Consider the following 18886-nt stretch of genomic DNA (forward strand, 5'->3'; position numbering starts at 1 on the left):
GCGAAACCGTCGCCCTACGAGGATAGGCGACGGGGCCACCGAGGCCGCGCGTCATCGCGCAGACCATCATCGGGCTAAGCATCGGTTCGTCGGCCGATGCTGGAATGGTCAGAATTCCCTGATTGATTCGTTCGCTGGACGACTCGCCGCAAACCCACGTGGGGCAAGCCAATCCGGTTTCACGCCCTATTAAAAGCAGCTTGTGTGCCAGCTTGCCAAACGACTGCAGCCAGTCAACGCAAACGGTTGATTCTTATTGAATTTATTCGCGACGGAGAGTTGACAGGGCGCGGCGGAAAGAAGGTTTGGAAAGTTACGTCACCGGCGTAACGTCACGTTACATGCGGCCGCACGAGGCGCCGCCGCATGATCCCCGCCGCGGACGGCGGGACGCGCTTCAGGGCGATTCAAAGGATCCGCCACTTTGAACGCCGCGCCGCCGTCTGGCGGACCCGCAGGCCGGTTGGCCGCTGCGACTCCCTCGGGCCCAAGGCTGCGCCGCACACGAGCGCCAGGACGAGCAAGCTCGCCGCCCACATCCAGTAAGGCATCACGTCGAACATGGCCAGCTCCCATTGAATTCCGGTTCGTACCGGTATCCTGGAAGCAAAGCAAAACACATGCGCGCGTTGGGCGATCGCTGTCGAGCCGCGGGTTGCGCGCGGGATGCCTAATATCCGGCCGTAAAAAAACCCGCCCGGGTCGACCCCGGGCGGGTTTCATACAGCATTCCAACTTGCTGAGTCTTAGTGCAACTGGTCGACCATCAGACTCATGATCTGTTTGGCTTGCGGGCTTTCATCGATCGAGCCCTTGTCGTCGACGACGGCCACGCGCGTCTGGTTAGGCGTCACCGCGCGCACGTTCACGAGATACTGCTTGGCGACTTTTTCCTTCTTGCCGTGGAACACCTGGCTCCAGAAGCCCTGCTCGGCCGACGTCATATCCTTCGGATCGACGTAGCGCACGAAATACAGGCCACGAGTCAGATCGCGGTCGTCGACCGTAAAATTGCTGCGGTCGAGCGCGAGGCCCACGCGCAACCAGGCGCGGTCATACGGCTCGCCGAGCGTGAGTTCCGTGGAGGACAACTGCGCCGAGGTATTGTTAGCAGAATCCGCATCCGGCAAAGGCTGCTGCGCGGACAGCGCGACGTTTTGCGCCGCCGTGGCCGCAGCCGCCGACTTCGCACCCGCCGTGGCCGCGTTAGGCGCGGTTTGCGCACCGGCCGGCGACAGGTCGGCGCTTTGCGTGCCGCCCGACTTCGTGCGCGAATCGGCCAGCGCGAGCGCTGCCTGAAGGCGCTTCAGGTACTCCTGTTCGAGGCCCGGATCGTTCGGCTTCGGCACCCAGGTGCTCGAATCGTTATTCGTGCCGGTGAGCGCCTCACGCATGCCCTTCTGGCTGATGAACACGTAAGTGCCGCCGTTGGGCGCCGCTTCGAGACGCGTGCGGTACTTGTTGCGCTCCGAAGTCACATAGCTGTTGCCCATGGCCTTGGACAGCGTGTTGCGAATCAGGCCGTCGTTGATCTGCGCGTGGGTTTCGTTCCAGTCGGTTTCCATCACGCCCTTGTCGCGCTGGTCGACCACCAGCAGGAAACCCTGCTCCTGCCAGAAGCGGCGGATTTGCGCCCATGCCTGCTCGGGCGCCTTGTTGTCGATGACGAGCCAGCTTTCCGTGCCGTCGCGCTGGATATGCATGCCGGCGACCGGCGGCACCACCACGACGGAATTGGCCGACGGCGCCTGGGCCTGGACCTGCTTGAGCGTGGACAACGAGGTTTCGCCGCCCTGCGGGGGCAACGAACGCTGATCGGCCGTCTCATCAATCATGTTCGGCGGTACGGCAAGTGACACCTGCTTCGATTTCGAGTCGCTCTTGTAGTCGATTTTGGTCGGCGACGAAGTACTGCAGCCGGCGACCAGACCGCCTGCCATCAGCATTACTGCAAACCGCTTGGTAAGACGAAGATCAGTCATGTTCGGGGAATCCTTCCGCTACGCCACGGCAAGTTTCCGTGGATCAACCCGACATTTTACCGATCCCGGCGGACTGTGTGCAAAAAGCCGGGTTTGCCTGTGAATTGAGCAGCGCGCGCCGCGCGTGAAACCGCCCTGGATCGACGCGCGTAGAGAATACGCCACCTGCTCGCCTGGTGAGTTTTCACTGCTTGCGAGAGCGTGGTTTTCGCACAGGAAAGCGGCTCGCAGCGCGGCGGATTTAACAATCGCCCACATTTCCCAAGCGCCTGTCAGATACACCCTACTTACTCGTCAGAACATTGATTCGACGGCCTTTTCCGAGACCGTCGCACGATCAATTTTGAGACCTCAAAAATCGTCGAGTAGCGCTTCTGGTAACGGTCACAAAACCCCGGTGATATCTTGAAATGGACATCTCAAAAAGCCTTCGAGAGCGCCGACCAGGAGACCGATCGTCATGCCATTGCCCACTTTCACACCCAGCCTCGCCGTTTGCGCACTGGCGGCTGTCATGTCGTGCCTCAGCGCCGACGCACGCGCCCAATTGGGCGGCGCCATGCCGGCTCAAGCGGAGTCGAACGCGAGCGCGCCGCGCCCCTTGTTGAATGGCGCACTGCGCATGCGCACGCTGACCGACGCGGGCAACACGACCATCAACGAATACGCCACGAACACCGGCCAGATCATCGCCTACGCGTGGCAGGGCCCAACCATGCCCGACCTGCGCGCACTGCTCGGAAAGTACGCCGACTCGTATCGAGCGGGCGCGCAAGCGGCGCCCGCGGACGCCAATCTGCACGTCTCGCGCGTGGCACGGCCGGACGTGGTCGTGGAATCCGGCGGACCGATGCGCGGCTACGTGGGACGCGCATGGCTGCCCGCCGCGCTGCCGCCCGGCGTCACCGCCGACGATTTCCAGTGACGCAACCGCATCAGGACTCCGCTTCCACCCATGCTCCCGACGCCATGAAACCCGCCCTTCGCCTTTACGCCCTGCTCCTCGTCTGCGCCGCCTTCTCGGGGTGCGGCGGCGGTGGCGGCAGCACGCCGGCCACGACTTCCCCGACCGGCGCCGCCGCTCCGGCCAGCGGCCCGAGTGCCGCCAGTGCGCCGTCTGCCGCCGCGCCGCCCGCCGCGCCGGGTTCCGGCACGAGCGGCTCCGTGCCACAGTCGAATACGCCGAACGTCCAGCCGATCATGGTCACGAGCGCGCCAGGTCTGACGCGCAACATGTTGACGACGAGCGTCACCGTCTGCCAGCCCGGCACCAGCAACTGCGCGACGATCGACAATGTTCAGGTCGACACCGGCTCGCACGGCTTGCGGATTCTCGCGTCGGCGCTGCCGGCGAGCCTGCCGCTCGCGGCAATCGCATCGGGCGCCGGGATCGCAGGCGAGTGCGCGGTGTTCGGCGGCGGTTACACGTGGGGGGCGGTGCGCAGCGCGGACGTGCGCATGGCCGGTCAGCTAGCCGCGTCGATCCCGATCCAGACGATCGCCGACCCGGCGCTGCCCGCCGTCCCCGCCGACTGCGCCGGCTCCGGCCGGGCCATGCAGACGGTGGCGGGCCTGCGCTCGAACGGCATTCTCGGCGTCGGCCTGTTCGCGGCCGACTGCGGCAGCGGCTGTGTGAATGCGGCGCTGCCGCGCTGGTACTACAGCTGCAATACTGGCGGTACGGGCAATGCGGGCAATGCGGGCGAAGCGTGCCAGCCGAGTACTCAGGCGCTCGCGCAGCAGGTGACCAATCCGGTCAGCCGCTTCGCGCTCGACAACAACGGCGTGGTGATCGACTTGCCGGCTATCGCCGACGCCGGCGCGGCCAGCGTATCGGGTTCGATGATCTTCGGCATCGGCACGCAGGCGAATAACGTGCTCGGCGGCGCCAGCGTCCTCAAGGCGAACAGCGTGACGGGCTACGTTGTCACCACGAGCGGCGGTCAGACTTTTTCGCAAAGCTATCTCGATAGCGGCTCGAATGGGCTCTTCTTCCGCAATACGCAGTTGCCGCAGTGCGGTTTCTGGTACTGCCCCTCTTCGGTACAGGCCGCGAGCGCCGCGATCACGGGTACGGATGGCGCGTCGAGCACGGTGTCGTTTGCGATCGGCAATTCGAGCGCGCTGTTCGCGTCGGCGAATAACGCGTTCAATAACCTCGCCGGCGTGGCCAGCAGCGGCTTCGGCTGGGGCCTGCCGTTCTTCTTCGGGCGACGCGTCTTTACGGCGATCGCCTCGCGCGAGACGTCAGCGGGCCCGGGTCCTTATTATGCGTTCTGAGCTTCCGAACAGGCGGCTTCTTTCGGCGCAGAAAATTCCCAAATTCGTCGACCGGACAGATTTGATATCCATTGGCTACGATAATTCTCGCATCCGGCTAACTCGCTTCCAATTAGTTAGTCATGCAAATTCTGGAATTGTCGGCAGATGGAAGAACCCACTTTTTCGCTCGATCACTTCGAGCAGCTCGTTTATACGCAACAGCACGTCAAGGCTGCGATCCAGTTCATTGCCGCGCTAGCGCTCCTTCAGCAGAAGCGCGGCAAGCTGGACGGCAGCTTTCTTGCCTCGGGCATCGCCGATCTGCCGCCTGACGAGCAACGCCAGCGCTTCTGCACACGCCTTGCGAGCGCGGCTTCAACCCTGTTCGCCGACCCGGCGTTCAAGCTTCCGCATGAGTGCTTCAGGCTGCTGCTGACATTGCACGAATGGGTCGGACTGGTGTTCTCCTCCACCCCATTCGGCAACGCGGACCACGTGGCCCGCAACCTGAATCCGCGTGGTCCGGATAACGCCCAGTTTCTGCCCGGCGACAGCTTCGCCGAGAAACTTTGCGTGCTCTATTCAACGGAATCCGAATTCGAACTCGACTTCGCCGCGCTGTGGGCGTACAACAAATCCCTCGCCGCCTGTCTCGCCCTCGTGTTGCTTGCGCCGGTCTTCAAGGGCTCGGCGAGCGCGCATATCAAACGCGAGGCGCTGATGGAATGGCTGCCCGGCAAACTGCAGCAGATCGACGACCTCGACGACCTGCCCACCGCCCTGCTGCATAACGCGTATATGTTCTGCAGCTACGCGGACACGCCACGGCGCCATGAGATCAAACGCGACATCAACGCACTGGTGCGCCGCAAGCTGGCTCAATTGGGACTGACCGACCTTCCCGCGTCGCAGCGGGCCCGAGCGAAAAACCGCAAACAACGCGGCAAAAAGCCGCTCATGGTCGTCGTACTCGAGTGGTTCGGCGGCGCCCATTCGATCTATCGCACGCACTCGCGCACGCTCGAAGCCGCGCGCGAGCAGTTCGAGGTGGTGGCCTTCAGCTTCGGCTATGCCATCGACGACATTGGGCGCGCGGTGTTCGACCGTTTCATCGAACTGGAAGAGCCCGAATATCTTGGCGAATGTCTGAAAACGATTCGCGACTTTGCCGAGGCGCAACAGCCCGACGTGCTCTATATGCCGAGTGTCGGCATGTTCGCGCTGACCGTGTTCATGTCGAACCTGCGCATCGCGCCGCTGCAGATCGCCGGGCTCGGCCACCCGGCCACGACTCATTCCGACAAGATCGACTATGTCAGCGTCGAGGAAGATTATGTCGGCGATCCCGCCTGCTTCAGTGAGCGTCTGCTGAAACTGCCGAAAGACGGGCAGCCGTACCGGCCGTCGGTAGCGCTGCCGGACATCGTCGCCGAGATGCCGCCCTCGCGCGAAACGCTGGAGGTCGTCATTACGGCCAGCGCCATGAAGCTCAATCCCGGCTTTCTCGAAGCGTGCCGCGAGATCGGCGCGCGCGCCGCGACGCCAGTCGAGTTTCACTTCATGAGCGGCGTGCCCGCCGGTTTGCCGCTCGAGCGTATGCGCGAAGTGATCCGCGAGGCGCTGCCGCGCGCGGTCGTCCACGGCTTTCACGATTACGCGGACTACCTGGCCCGCGTCAATCGCTCCGACCTTTTTCTCAGCCCGTTTCCGTTCGGCAATACCAACGGTATTGTCGACGCGCTCACGCTGGGTTTGCCCGGCGTCTGCAAACGCGGGCCGGAAGTGTTCGAGCGGATCGACGGCGCGCTGTTCGAACGCACGGGCATGCCGTCGTGGACTACGGCGGAGAGCGTGGAGGATTACATTGCCGCCGCCGTACGGCTGATCGACGCGCATGGCGAGCGCGCCGCCTTGCGGCAGCGGCTGATCGACACACGGGCGGTAGATCGATGCTTTGACGGGCGGCCGCAGGCGTTCGCTGAAAGCGTGCTGCGGCTGGTGCGGGATAAGCAGCGCCACCGCGAGGAGGCGATGGCTTGAGGTTTGTCGTGACTTGCGGCGCGTTGTAGTTTGAGGCTTGCCTTCGGCTTGAGGCTTGCCTCTGGCTTGAGGCTTGCCTCTGGCTTGAGACTTGCCTCTGGCTTGAGACTTGCCGTGGCTTGATGTTTGTCGAATCTTGCGGCGCGTTGCAGCTTGACGCGCTATTCGGTCGCGTTTGCGGGCGGGGTCACGAGATTGGCCGGTGCGAGCCAGTTGAATGCGTTCAGCGTTGGCCCGTGGAACGTGCATTCGGCGGCGGCTGGCGTGACGATCTTCTGCGGTTTGGCAGGTGTGAGCGAGACTGCTTCGGTCGCCGAAGCAGTTGATGCACCTGATGCACCTGATGCACCAACAGACACCGCCGACGCCGCGTGCGCGCCCGACGCGCTCAACGGCGCCGTTGCTGTTGCCGCCGAAGCCGAAGCCGAAGCCACCACATGCTCGATCGATCCCTCGACCACCACCCGCGAGCCGTAAATGCCTGCGCCCGCATGGCCGATTTTCAGCGTATCCGTCGAGGTGTCCGCCAGCTTGCTTCGCATCAACTGCTCGCATGCGTCCGTGTTCTTGTAGACGGTCGTACAGGCCGCCAGCAGCGCAGCAGCGGTCGTGACGCAGGCGATAGAGAGAATCCGAATCTTCATTGATGTTCCGTTTTTCAAGCCGTCCGCAATTGTAGCTTACGACTTACTTGACCTGCACCCGCTCTGCGCGCCGTATGCGATCTCGTTGAACGCTCGTTGCGTGCCGGCCGCTTCTGACGATGAACCCTTTCACCGCCTACCCGGCACGGGTATGCCGCAGTAACAGCTCGATCGCATGACCGCTCGACCGCATGACCACTTGACCGCAACAGTTCGCACCGGCATCGTGTCAACCGGCCGCAACTCATCGACGCGCCGCCAACTTCCCGACCGGGCCTCGCGACGAACCTCGCTTCGCCTTACAGCCTTTATCACTGAGTACCGATCCGCTTTCCTGCATGTTCAGCCTTGCCCTGCTCGCCGTCGCGGGTTACACCGCCACCAACATCGACAACCTGTTCGTGCTGCTCGCGTTCCTGGCGGAAGCCGGCAGCGAGCGGCGGCGCGTGATCGCCGGGCAGTATGCCGGTTCGCTGGTCTTGATCGTGGGGTCGATACTGCTCGCCGGATTGCTAAAGCATTTGCCGGCTGGATATGTCGGTTTGCTCGGCATCCTGCCGATTGGCGTGGGGCTCGCCAAAGCGTGGGAGCGCTTTGGCCGCGGTAACACGCAGGAGGATGAGACGGTACGTGCCGACGGCGAGTCGACCGCTTCGCGCGGCTCATCCTGGTGGGTGGTGGCCTGCGTAGCCATCGCCAACGGTTCCGACAACCTCGCCGTCTATGTGCCGTTGTATGCCAGTCACTCACACAACGAGGGCGCGTTCATCTCGCTGGTCTTTATCGTGATGATCGGACTCTGGTGCGCCGGCGCGGTGTGGCTCGTGAAACATCCATTGCTCGGTGCGCCAATCCGTCGCTACGGCACCGCGCTCTTACCGCTGATCCTGGTGATCATCGGCGGCTCGGTGATCGCGCAAAACGATACGCTGCGGATCATGTTCGGAGTCTGGGCAAAGCTTCATTGACTGATGGCAATCTGCCCGCAGGCAAGCAGGAAAGCAAATCGCCGAATAAAACGGCATGGTCCGTGCAGGGATGCGCGCGTTCTATCCAGCGCACGATACGGCACGACCTTCGTTCGCGCGACCGCTCAATTCGACGGCGCTTGCGGTTGCACATAGGTGCGCACGCCGGCAAGCGGTGAACCATAGCCGCCGGAATTCGTGTGGTTCGGTAAGCCGTTGACCAGTTGCGCGCGCGGGTCGGTCGGATTAAGGTTCATTTCCCCAGCCTGCTGATTGCCGTGCGTTGGATATTCGCTGCCTCGCGCGGCATTCGGCATCAAACGCGTGCTGTTTTGCGGTGCGTTCATGTCGTCCTGCGGGCTCAGTCCCTGCGCCCCCGCCTGCGCGGCGATCGCGCATGCGGCTGTGCACAGTAAAGCCCGACCTACCCGCAACATCGTCGATGCTCGTTTCATACCTGCCTCCGGCCAATGAAATGAAGTGAATCAAGTCGCGCTCGATATACACCAGGCCTGCGCGCGACGGCAAACGCTGATTACACCCTCATCACGCTATTTATACGCGCCACCCGGCGCTTCGGATTCGGCAATCGTGGCGCGAGCCACGGCAAACAGGGAAACCGGCGGCGACGGTCTTTTATTCCGCGCCGCGGCGGCGGCCAACGTCTCTTTTTCCCGCCGCCGCGGCCACTGTCTTTTTTCTCCCGCCGCAGCGCCGGCCACGCAAATCCAGCAAGCGCCTATCCTTATGACGATTGCCGATTTCCCTCGAAGGCCGATCGAACCCGATAATGGATGCCATGAACCCTCGCCCCGATCTCCCAGCCCGCGCGTTGCGCACCACGCTCGCGGCGTTCAGTGCGGCGCTGCTCGTTGCCGCCTGCGCCAATCCGTCAGTCTCGACTTCCCCCTCCGCGTCGGCCAGTCCGGCGCTGCTCGACGCGGCCATTGCCGGACCACAGCGCGGCGACAAGGCCCGCGCGCGCGATATCTACCGCCATCCGAAAGAGACGCTGCAATTCTTCGAACTCGCGCCGTCGCAAAGCGTGCTGGAGATCGAGCCGGGCGGCGGCTGGTACACGGATATCCTCGCGCCCTACCTGCACGACCACGGCAAGCTCTACGAGGCGCAGTACGACGGCCCGCTGAACACGCCGTCGGCGGAGGCACAGGCGAGCCGGGCTGCGTTCGCGCGCAAGCTGGCGGCCACGCCCAACGTCTACGGGAAGGTCGTGGTCGGCACGTTGCACGCCGGCCAGTTCAACGGTTTTCCGGCCGATGCCAGCGTCGACGAGGTGCTGACCTTCCGCAATATCCACAACTGGATCAAGGACGGCCAGATCGACGCGAACCTGCGCGCCTTTTATGCCGCGCTCAAGCCGGGCGGCGTGCTCGGCGTCGAGGAACACCGCGCGGCGCCGGGCACCACGCTGCAACAGACCATCGAAACCGGCTACGTGACCGAAGACTACGTGATCGAACACGCGCGCGCGGCCGGCTTCGAGCTGGCCGGCAAGAGCGAGGTGAACAGCAACCCGCGCGACACCAGGAATTACCCCAACGGCGTCTGGTCGCTGCCGCCGACCTTCGAAGGCGGCGACGTCGACCGGGCGAAATACGCGGCCATCGGCGAATCGGATCGCATGACCTTGCGCTTCGTGAAACCGGCCCACTAACCTCGCGCCGCCCGGGACGGCGCTTGACGCCGTCCCAATAATATGTTCCTATTGTGCCCTATGTACCGCGCCCAGACCATCCTATCGCTACTACTAGCCCCCTCTACCGGGCTAGGTCTGCTGCTGCGCGCTTCCATCTGATATACCCGAAGCACCGCTCAATTCCCCAGTAACTGACCCAGCCCCGGTTTCCGACCGGCGCCCAGTTATGTCTTTTCGTCGTCCGGTCGACTCCCAGCTATCTGGTCTCACCCACGGACGATGAAAATGTTGAAGAACCCTGCTACCAAATACCGCGCGTTCAAGCCCATCAACTTGACGGATCGCCAGTGGCCGTCGCGCACGATCACGCATCCGCCGATCTGGATGAGCACCGACCTGCGCGACGGCAACCAGTCGCTGTTCGAGCCGATGGATGCACAGCGCAAGATGCGCATGTTCAAGACGCTGGTGCAGATCGGCTTCAAGGAAATCGAAGTCGCGTTTCCGTCCGCGTCGCAGACCGACTTCAATTTCGTGCGCGAGTTGATCGAAGGCGGCCATATCCCCGACGACGTCACGATCGAAGTGTTGACCCAAGCCCGCGACGACCTGATCGAACGCACTTTCGAGTCCTTGCGTGGCGTGCCGCGCGCCATCGTCCACCTGTACAACGCGACCGCGCCGGAATTCCGCAAGATCGTCTTCAATCTGGAAAAGAGCGGCGTGAAAGAACTGGCGCAAAACGCGGCCCGCACGATGAAGCGCATTGCCGCCACCATGCCGGAAACACAGTTCACGTTCCAGTACAGCCCGGAAGTGTTCAGCGGCACCGAGATCGAATTCGCCAAGGAAGTCTGCGACGCCGTGTTCGACATCTGGGAACCGACGCCGGAACACAAGGCGATCGTCAACTTGCCGGCCACCGTTGAAATGTCCACGCCGAACATCTACGCGGACCAGATCGAGTGGATGCACCGCAATCTCAAGCGCCGCGATTCGCTCTTCATCTCCGTGCATCCGCATAACGATCGCGGCACTGCGGTGGCCGCGGCAGAACTCGCTGTGATGGCCGGCGCGGATCGTATCGAAGGCTGTTTGTTCGGCAATGGCGAGCGCACCGGCAACGTCGATCTCGTTACGCTCGCGTTGAATCTGTACACGCAGGGCGTCGATCCGGGCCTCGACTTCTCGAACATCAACGAAGTCGCGCGTACCGCGGAAGAATGCACGCAATTGCCGATCCATCCGCGTCACCCGTATGTCGGCGATCTGGTGTTTACGGCCTTCTCGGGTTCGCATCAGGATGCGATCAAGAAGGGCTTCGCGGTGCAAAAACCGGACGCGGTCTGGGAAGTGCCCTATATGCCGATCGATCCGGCCGACCTCGGCCGTACGTACGATTCGGTGATTCGCGTGAACAGCCAGTCGGGCAAAGGCGGCATTGCCTATCTGCTCGAACAGGGCTATGGCGTGGTGTTGCCGCGCCGTCTGCAAGTGGACTTCAGCTCGGCCGTGCAGCGCTTCACCGACGACAGCGGCCAGGAAGTCACGTCCGCGCAGATCTGGGAATTGTTCCAGCAGGAGTACGTGCAGAACACCGCGCCGATTCATTACGTCGGCCATAGCCTGTCCGAGCGCGAGGGACGTGAGCACATCAAACTCACGGTCGACATCAACGGTACGCGACGGGTGCTGACCGGCGCAGGCAACGGCCCGCTCGACGCCTTGATGCACGCGATCGGCGTGCCGGTGCGCATTCAACATTACGAAGAGCGCGCGTTGACTCAAGGCGCCGATGCACGCGCGGTGGCGGTGGCCGAAATGGCCGGCGCCGATGTGACCGGCAGCGCGTTCGGCGTCGGCATCGATGCGAATCTGGTGACGGCGTCCATTCGCGCGGTGATCAGCGGCGTGAATCGCGCTTATGCCCGTGTCAATGCGCAGGCGAAGGAACGTTTCTTCGACGCCGCGATGAACGATGCCACGGAGAGCGTGGGCGTTTAAGGTTTGATGTGCGTGGCTAAGCGGTTGTAGCCGTGATGTTCAAAGGGGGGCGTTTCGACGCCCCCCTTTTCTTTTGGGTTGTTGGAATGACGCGTTGGTGCGTGAGGCGCGGCGTCGCCTCCGCAGCGCCGCTGAAAATGACACCGTTCAACTCCCACTGCCGCCTTCCACTACCCTCAGGTGGACCCGCTCGATGCAGTCCACTCATCCGGCAGACTATGGGTCAGCGTCGACACGAAACGCTCGGTCTCCGGCGCACGCGGTTGCATGAAGATTTCACGCGACGGACCGGCCTCCACCACCACGCCGTTGTTCAGAAACACCACGTCGCGCGCGATCGTTGCGGCGAGCCGCAAGTCGTGCGTGGCCATCAGCATCGTCATGCCTTCGGTGGCGAGTTGCTTGAGCACCTCCACGACTTCCGCGGCAAGACCGGGGTCGAGCGCCGAGGTCGGCTCGTCGCACAGCAATACTTCCGGCGAAGGCGCCAATGCCCGCGCAATCGCCACACGCTGCTGCTGACCGCCCGAAAGCGTCGAAGGCCACGCATCCGCCTTGTGCGCGATGCCGACCTTCTCGAGCAATTCGTCGGCGCGAATCCGGGCCCTTTCTTTATCCCACTTCTGCACGGTGAGCAAACCTTCCATCACGTTCTGACGCACCGTCAGATGCGGAAACAACTGGAAGTTCTGAAAGACCATGCCGGTGCGGCGGCGAATGGTCAGCACCGCTTCACGCGAGGGTTTGTGGTCGCGACTGAATTCCAGCCGCTGGTCGCCGAGTTCGAGCGAACCGGACTCGGGAATCTCGAGCAGATTCACGCAACGCAGCAGCGTGCTTTTGCCGCTGCCTGAAGGACCGATCAATGCGGTGACATTACCCGGAGCGAGTTGCAGATCGACCGAGTTCAGCACCCGTTGCCCGCCGAAGTACTTGTCGATTTTTTCCAGTCGGATCATCAGTTGCCTGCATGGAAAAGTGCGTGGCGGCCGAATTTGCGCTCGAGCCTGACTTGCGCCGACGACAACACCGAACTGAAGACCAGATAAACCAATGCCGCCTCGGTATAAAGAATCAGCGGCTCGTAAGTGACCGACGCGATCCGCTGTGCCGCCTGAAACACCTCGGGCACGGTCAGCACCGCGGCGAGCGACGTGTCCTTCACCAACGCGATGAACGAATTGGACAGCGGCGGCAGCGCGACGCGCGCCGCCTGCGGCAGGATCGCGCGACGCAAGGCCTGCTCGCGCGTCATACCCATCGAATACGCCGCTTCCCACTGCCCTTTCGGAATCGACTCGATCACGCCGCGTATCACTTCGGAGTTATACGCGCCGACATTCAGCGAAAACCCGATGATCGCCGCCGTCAAGGGATCGAGCACGATGCCAACGTTCGGCAATCCATAGAAGATCACGAAAAGTTGCACGAGCAACGGTGAGCCGCGAAACAGCCACACGTAGAAACGCACGATCGCCACGGCCCACTTCGGTCCGAACAGGCGGACCAGCGCGACGATGAACGCGAGCGCCAGCCCGATGGCGACCGAGACCAGCGTGAGCGGCACGGTAAACACGAGCCCCGCATACAGCAGGGGCCACAGCGACTGCGCCATCAGATGCAACCATGCCGGCATGATTCAGACTCGCGGAAGGCGTTTACTGGGAGACGTCTTTGCCGAAATACTTCTGCGAGATTTTCGCGTAGGTGCCGTCTTTCTTGATGTCGGCGAGCGCCTTGTTGATCGCGGCCTGCAATTCGGGGCTGCCCTTGCGGATCAATACAGCGGACTTGTCGCTGCTGTCGCTCGACGTATCGAGCGCGGCGATTTTCACCTTCGCGTCCGGCTTGTGCTTCTTGAAGTCGAGGAACGACAGCGAATCGTTGACAGTGGCATCCACACGGCCCGAGGTCAGCAGATCGATCGACTCATTGAAGCCTTGCACGGGAATCACTTCCGCGCCGTGCGCGGCCGCGATCTTGCCGAAGTTGCTGGTCAGCGTGTTCGCCGACTTCTTGCCTTTCAGGTCGTCGAAATTCTTGATCGTGGTGTTGTTCGACTGCACGATCAAGGCTGCGTGCGATGTGATGTACGGGTCGGAGAAATCGTATTTGACCTTGCGCGCGTCGGTGACGGCCACTTCATTGATCACCGCATCGTAGCGGTTCACGTCGAGACCCGCGATCAGACCGTCCCATTTGCCTTCCACGAATTGCGGCTTGACGCCGAGACGCTGCGCGATCGCGGTGCCGATTTCAACGTCGAAGCCGGTCAGCTTGCCCGACTCGTCGTGATAGGTGAACGGAGCATAGGTGCCTTCAGTGCCGATCCGGAACACGCCGGCCGATTTGATCTGCGCGAGTTCATCGGCGGCGAATGCGGAGCTCACGGCCACAGCCTGGAACAACGCGATCAGCAGAATGGAACGAATCGATTTCATCAGGCGGCTCCGTCAAATATGCCACGTCGGTGGCTTGGTCTTGTGTTGGACAATCCTCACCGGCGCTTGCGCCCGGCTGAGTGGGCGGACTGTAGCAAATGGCCTGGGTTTTTACAAAGGATCAGGTTTTCGATCCATATGCGCTTGCGTGCTAAGCGAGCAGCCATGACCTCCACTAAGACGTGGATTCCCACTCTACAGCAGATAGAACAGACGCGGCATGCATCGCAACATGGAACCCATGTCGCGCGCCATCGGGGAAAACGCGAGAGGGGGCACGGCCGCGGCGAACGCGCGGCATGAAAAAACGGGCGGCGCCGCATTCGATGCCGGCGCCGCCCGTGGGACTGCGAACCGCTTACCGCTCGACCGGATGCGGCTCCTTGCGCTTGTTGGCGACCCGGATCGCGTCGAAGTAAGCCCCGTTAGGCGGGCGCTTCAGATAACGGCCCGCACCGCGCACCGCGCGCAATTCGCCGTCGGTCCAGGCGAGCGCGCCTCGCGTGAGCGTGTGCATCGCCACGCCTTGCACCGTCATGCCTTCGAACACGTTGAAGTCGACTTTCTGATGATGCGTCTTCACCGAAATCGTTTTGCTCGCGTTCGGGTCCCACACCACCAGATCGGCATCCGCGCCGACCCGCACCGCGCCTTTGCGCGGATAGAGGTTGAAAATCTGCGCGGCGTTCGTCGACGTAATGCGCACGAACTCGTTCGGCGTGAGACGCCCGGAGTTCACGCCGTGATGCCAAAGCACCGCCATCCGGTCTTCCACGCCGCCGCAGCCGTTCGGGATCCTGGTGAAGTCCTCGCGCCCCATGGCCTTCTGCGACGCGCAGAACACGCAGTGATCGGTTGCCGTGGTGTGCAACTGGCCGGCTTGCAAACCGCGCCACAGCGCCTCGCGATGTTCGGCCGAGCGGAACGGCGGGCTCATCACATGGGCCGCCGCGCGGGTCCAGTCGGGATCGCGGTACACGGCTTCGTCGATCACCAGGTGGCCTGGCAACACTTCGCCGAATACCCGCAGACCTTCGCTGCGCGCGCGCGCGATTGCATCGACTGCGTCTTTCGCGGACACGTGCACGATATACACCGGTACGCCCAGCACCTGCGCGATCCGGATCGCGCGATTGGCCGCTTCGCCCTCCACTTCCGGCGGCCGCGATAACGGATGCGCCTCCGGACCGGTAAAACCTTTAGCGAGCAACTGACGCTGCAACTGGAACACCAGCTCACCGTTTTCCGCATGCACGGTGGGCAGCGCGCCGAGTTCGAGCGAACGTGAGAAGCTGTTCACCAGCACTTCGTCGTCGGCCATGATCGCGTTCTTGTAGGCCATGAAGTGCTTGAAGCTCGACACGCCGTGCTCCTCCACCAACGTGCCCATGTCGCGATAGACCGAATCGTCCCACCACGTCACCGCGACGTGAAAACCATAATCCGCGGACGCCTTTTCGGCCCAGCCGCGCCATTCCCTGAAGGCGTCCATTAACGGCTGCTTCGGGCTTGGAATCACGAAGTCGATGATGCTCGTCGTGCCGCCCGACAAACCCGCCGCCGTGCCCGTGTAGAAATCGTCGCTCGCCGTGGTGCCCATGAACGGCAATTCCATATGCGTGTGCGGATCGATGCCACCGGGCATCACATACTGCCCGCCGGCGTCGACGATCGTGGCGCCCGCCGGCGCCTCCAGGTCCGCGCCGATCTGCAGGATCGTGCCGCCGTCCTGCGGGTCCGCACACAACACGTCCGCACGATACGTGTTCTCCGCGTCGATAATCGTGCCGCCGCGAATCAGGGTCGTCATGTTGCCGCCTCCTTATGAACTGCTGGTTTCGGTGCTACGTACTTCGTTTCGTCGATACGCGTGCTCGCGTCTCAGGCACTCGCCACGCGCGCACTCGGCCCTTTGCTCAGCTTCATCCACGCGCTGTATACGATCGACGCCAACGCCAGTCCGACAAACCACGCATACGTATAGAGCGTGTTGAAGATCGCCGGCACGTTCGGGAACGACGCCGGAAACGCGGTGTGCAAAAAGCCCGGCAGATTCGGCAGCACGCCGATCACGAGTGCGACCACCGCGCCGACATTCCAGCCGCCGGTATAGCTGTACTCGCCGTGTTCGTCGAACAGTTCACGCGTGTCGAGCCGGGTGCCGCGAATCAGGAAATAGTCGACCATCAGAATACCCGCTACCGGTCCGAGCAGCGCCGAGTAACCGACCAGCCACGTGAAGATATAGCCCTGCGTGGTGGCGAGAATCTTCCACGGCATCATCACGATCGCGATGGTCGCGGTAATCATGCCGCCCACGCGATACGAAATGCCCTTGGGCCACAGGCTCGAAAAATCATAAGCCGGTCCGACCAGATTCGCCGCGAGATTGCAGCACATCGTGTCGAGCGTGAGGATGATCAGCGCGACACCCACGCCGATGCCGGTCATGCGGCTCGTCAGATCGATCGGATCCCAGATCGCCTTGCCGTAGATCACCACGGTGGCCGACGTGACCACTACCGAAATCACCGAGAGCAACGCCATCGGCACCGGCAAGCCGACTGACTGACCGATGATCTGATCACGCTGCGTTCTGGCAAAGCGCGTGAAGTCGGGGATATTCAGTGCGAGCGTGGCCCAGAACCCCACCATTGCCGTAAGGCCTGGCCAGAAGGTGGCCCAGAACATGCCCTCCTTCTTGCCGCCCGGCACGAATTGCGACGGCGCCGACAGCATCGAGCCGAGACCGCCGGCTTTCGAGGTCGCCCACCACACGAGCGCAATGCACATGACGATCTTGATCGGTGCGGACCAGCTTTCGAGCCAGCGGATCGAATCGGTGCCATGCACGATGAAGTAGATCTGCAGCGCCCAGAACACGAGGAAACACGCGAGTTGCGCGAGCGAGATGTCGAGAAACGGCAAAACCGCGCCGTGCAGCGCGTTGCCCGTGAGAATATTGAGCAGCGTGTAGATCGCGCTGCCGCCGAGCCAGGTCTGAATGCCGTACCAGCCGCACGCGACGATCGCGCGCAGCATTGCCGGCAATTTGGCGCCCTGGGTTCCGAACGAGGAGCGCACCAGCACCGCATACGGAATGCCGTGCTTCGCGCCCGCGTGGCCGATCAGCAGCATCGGCACCAGCACGATCAGGTTGCCGAGCAACACGGTCACCACGGCTTGCCACGGCGACATGCCCTCTTCCGTCAAGCCGGCGGCGAGCATGTAGGACGCGATGTTCATCACCATCCCCACCCACAGCGCGGCGAAGTGATACCACTTCCACGTGCGCTGTGCGACGCCGGTCGGCGCCAGATCGTCGTTGTATAGACTGCTGCCCTGCACGCCGGCCGCGAACTGCGGGTCGGCGGATTGCGCTGTCTGCTTCATCTAAAGATCTCCACTCGATCGTTGAGGCCCGCGCGGCTTCTTGCGGCGCGTCGGGCCATGGGAATGACAGGTTCAGTACTAGCGCTGCGTTTTTCCGACCCCATGCTGTTTCAGGCGGCTTTTGCCGCTGCGTGGGCATGGGCGTGCCCGGCGGTTTCGGCCGCGTCCGCTGTTGCCGCCTCTTGTGCGCCCACGCGCGCCGGGTTATTCGGATGCGTGGTCCAGTTCGCGTACTCGCCGTTGTCCACGCGCTCCATCGTGATGCACTGTTCGACCGGACACACATGCATGCACAGATTGCAGCCGACACATTCGGAGTCCATCACTTCAAAATGCCGGACGCCATCTTTTTCTTTCATGATCGCCTGGTGAGCCGTGTCTTCGCAGGCGATATGGCACAGGCCGCACTGAATGCACTTGTCCTGATCGATGCGCGCCTTGATGTCGTATTTGAGGTTCAGGTATTTCCAGTCGGTCACGTTCGGCACGGCGCGGCCGCGAATGTCGTCGAGCGTCGCGTAGCCTTTTTCGTCCATCCAGTTGGAGAGGCCGTCGGCGAGATCGGAAACGATACGGAATCCGTAGTGCATCGCCGCCGTGCAAACCTGCACGCTGCCCGCGCCGAGCACCATGAATTCGGCGGCGTCGCGCCATGAGGAGATTCCGCCGATGCCGGAAATCGGCAGGTTTGGCGTTTCCACGTCGCGTGCGATTTCCGCGACCATGTTCAGCGCGATCGGTTTCACTGCCGGGCCGCAGTAGCCGCCGTGGGTGCCCTTGCCGTCGACCATCGGCAGCGGCGACATCGCGTCGAGATCGACGGCGACAATCGAGTTGATCGTGTTGATCAGCGACACGCCGTCCGCGCCGCCTTTATAAGCCGCGCGCGAACCCAGACGAATGTCGCTGATATTCGGCGTGAGCTTGACGAGGCACGGCAGCTTCGTGCCCTCCTTGACCCAACGCGTGACCATCTCGACATATTCGGGCACCTGGCCGACCGCCGCGCCCATGCCGCGCTCGCTCATGCCATGCGGGCAGCCGAAATTCAATTCGACCGCATCGGCGCCGGTGTCCTCGACGAGCGGCAGGATCCACTTCCAGTCGCGCTCGTTGCACGGCACCATCAGCGAGACGATCATCGCGCGATCGGGCCAGTCGCGTTTGACTTGCGCGATTTCCTTCAGATTGACCTCGAGCGGACGGTCGGTAATCAGTTCGATATTGTTCAAACCCGCAATACGCTGGCCGTTCCATTGCACCGCGCCGTAACGCGAGCTCACGTTCACCACGTGCGGGTCGAGGCCGAGCGTTTTCCACACCACGCCGCCCCAGCCCGCCTCGAAGGCGCGGTTCACGTTGTAGGCTTTGTCGGTCGGCGGCGCGGAGGCGAGCCAGAAGGGATTCGGCGAGGTGATGCCGGCAATCGTACAGCGCAGATCGGCCATGTTCGGCTCCTTGGGGACTGCTGTTTTTTGTCTGGTATGACGCTTCG

Annotated in this window: 16 protein-coding genes; 6 read left to right on the forward strand and 10 right to left on the reverse strand. The window is 62.7% G+C overall.

The window, feature by feature from the left end; translation table 11 throughout:
• Positions 1–746: 746 nt before the first annotated feature.
• On the reverse strand, positions 747–1982 hold the full coding sequence (gene bamC / locus P0D70_RS11775) for an NlpB/DapX family lipoprotein (protein ID WP_091792779.1): 1236 nt from the start codon (positions 1980–1982) through the stop codon (positions 747–749).
• Positions 1983–2442: 460 nt separating this feature from the next.
• On the opposite strand from bamC, the gene P0D70_RS11780 reads away from it, so the two are divergent.
• Positions 2443–2907, forward strand: a complete 465-nt coding sequence (locus tag P0D70_RS11780) for a DUF2844 domain-containing protein (RefSeq protein ID WP_408184602.1) — start codon at positions 2443–2445, stop codon at positions 2905–2907.
• A 64-nt stretch (positions 2908–2971) separates the two neighbouring features.
• Here the strand turns inward: P0D70_RS11780 and P0D70_RS11785 are convergent, their stop codons facing one another.
• Positions 2972–3217, reverse strand: a complete 246-nt coding sequence (locus P0D70_RS11785; protein ID WP_408184640.1) for a hypothetical protein — start codon at positions 3215–3217, stop codon at positions 2972–2974.
• Between P0D70_RS11785 and P0D70_RS11790 the strand changes: the two genes are divergently transcribed.
• On the forward strand, positions 3183–4262 hold the full coding sequence (locus tag P0D70_RS11790; protein WP_408184638.1) for a DUF3443 domain-containing protein: 1080 nt from the start codon (positions 3183–3185) through the stop codon (positions 4260–4262). The two genes, P0D70_RS11785 and P0D70_RS11790, sit on opposite strands and share 35 nt — an antisense overlap.
• 147 nt (positions 4263–4409) lie before the next feature.
• On the forward strand, positions 4410–6284 hold the full coding sequence (locus tag P0D70_RS11795) for a glycosyl transferase family 1 (protein WP_408184603.1): 1875 nt from the start codon (positions 4410–4412) through the stop codon (positions 6282–6284).
• 161 nt (positions 6285–6445) lie between these two features.
• Here the strand turns inward: P0D70_RS11795 and P0D70_RS11800 are convergent, their stop codons facing one another.
• Positions 6446–6928, reverse strand: coding sequence for a hypothetical protein (locus P0D70_RS11800; RefSeq protein WP_408184604.1), 483 nt, complete (start codon positions 6926–6928; stop codon positions 6446–6448).
• Positions 6929–7266: 338 nt separating this feature from the next.
• Between P0D70_RS11800 and P0D70_RS11805 the strand changes: the two genes are divergently transcribed.
• On the forward strand, positions 7267–7896 hold the full coding sequence (locus tag P0D70_RS11805) for a cadmium resistance transporter (RefSeq protein WP_408184605.1): 630 nt from the start codon (positions 7267–7269) through the stop codon (positions 7894–7896).
• A 125-nt stretch (positions 7897–8021) separates the two neighbouring features.
• Here P0D70_RS11805 and P0D70_RS11810 read toward each other — a convergent pair whose 3' ends face one another.
• A complete protein-coding gene (locus P0D70_RS11810; protein ID WP_408184606.1) occupies positions 8022–8351 on the reverse strand; it encodes a hypothetical protein in 330 nt (109 codons plus the stop codon).
• Positions 8352–8686: 335 nt separating this feature from the next.
• Here P0D70_RS11810 and P0D70_RS11815 point away from each other — a divergent pair, with 335 nt between their 5' ends.
• On the forward strand, positions 8687–9571 hold the full coding sequence (locus P0D70_RS11815) for a class I SAM-dependent methyltransferase (protein WP_408184607.1): 885 nt from the start codon (positions 8687–8689) through the stop codon (positions 9569–9571).
• 267 nt (positions 9572–9838) lie between these two features.
• Positions 9839–11557, forward strand: coding sequence for a 2-isopropylmalate synthase (gene leuA, locus P0D70_RS11820; RefSeq protein ID WP_408184608.1), 1719 nt, complete (start codon positions 9839–9841; stop codon positions 11555–11557).
• Positions 11558–11733: 176 nt separating this feature from the next.
• On the opposite strand, the gene P0D70_RS11825 is transcribed toward leuA, so the two are convergent.
• From P0D70_RS11825 to preA, 6 genes are all read right to left on the reverse strand, one after another.
• Positions 11734–12516 (reverse strand): amino acid ABC transporter ATP-binding protein, encoded by a 783-nt coding sequence (locus P0D70_RS11825; protein WP_408184609.1) that lies wholly within the window; start codon positions 12514–12516, stop codon positions 11734–11736.
• Positions 12516–13193: an amino acid ABC transporter permease gene (locus P0D70_RS11830; RefSeq protein WP_408184610.1), complete on the reverse strand. Its 678-nt coding sequence runs from the start codon at positions 13191–13193 to the stop codon at positions 12516–12518. Before P0D70_RS11830 ends, P0D70_RS11825 begins: the two co-directional genes overlap by 1 nt.
• A gap of 22 nt (positions 13194–13215) precedes the next feature.
• Positions 13216–13998 carry an amino acid ABC transporter substrate-binding protein gene (locus P0D70_RS11835; protein WP_091792768.1) on the reverse strand — a complete coding sequence of 261 codons (783 nt, stop codon included), beginning with the start codon at positions 13996–13998 and terminating at the stop codon, positions 13216–13218.
• Between the two features lie 358 nt (positions 13999–14356).
• On the reverse strand, positions 14357–15808 hold the full coding sequence (gene hydA / locus P0D70_RS11840; RefSeq protein ID WP_091792767.1) for a dihydropyrimidinase: 1452 nt from the start codon (positions 15806–15808) through the stop codon (positions 14357–14359).
• A 71-nt stretch (positions 15809–15879) separates the two neighbouring features.
• A complete protein-coding gene (locus P0D70_RS11845; RefSeq protein ID WP_408184611.1) occupies positions 15880–17391 on the reverse strand; it encodes an NCS1 family nucleobase:cation symporter-1 in 1512 nt (503 codons plus the stop codon).
• A 110-nt stretch (positions 17392–17501) separates the two neighbouring features.
• Complete coding sequence (gene preA / locus P0D70_RS11850) at positions 17502–18839, reverse strand: NAD-dependent dihydropyrimidine dehydrogenase subunit PreA (RefSeq protein ID WP_408184612.1); 1338 nt, start codon at positions 18837–18839, stop codon at positions 17502–17504.
• Positions 18840–18886: the final 47 nt, after the last annotated feature.

The sequence above is a fragment of the Paraburkholderia sp. RL17-381-BIF-C genome (assembly GCF_046026435.1).
Lineage (GTDB): Bacteria > Pseudomonadota > Gammaproteobacteria > Burkholderiales > Burkholderiaceae > Paraburkholderia.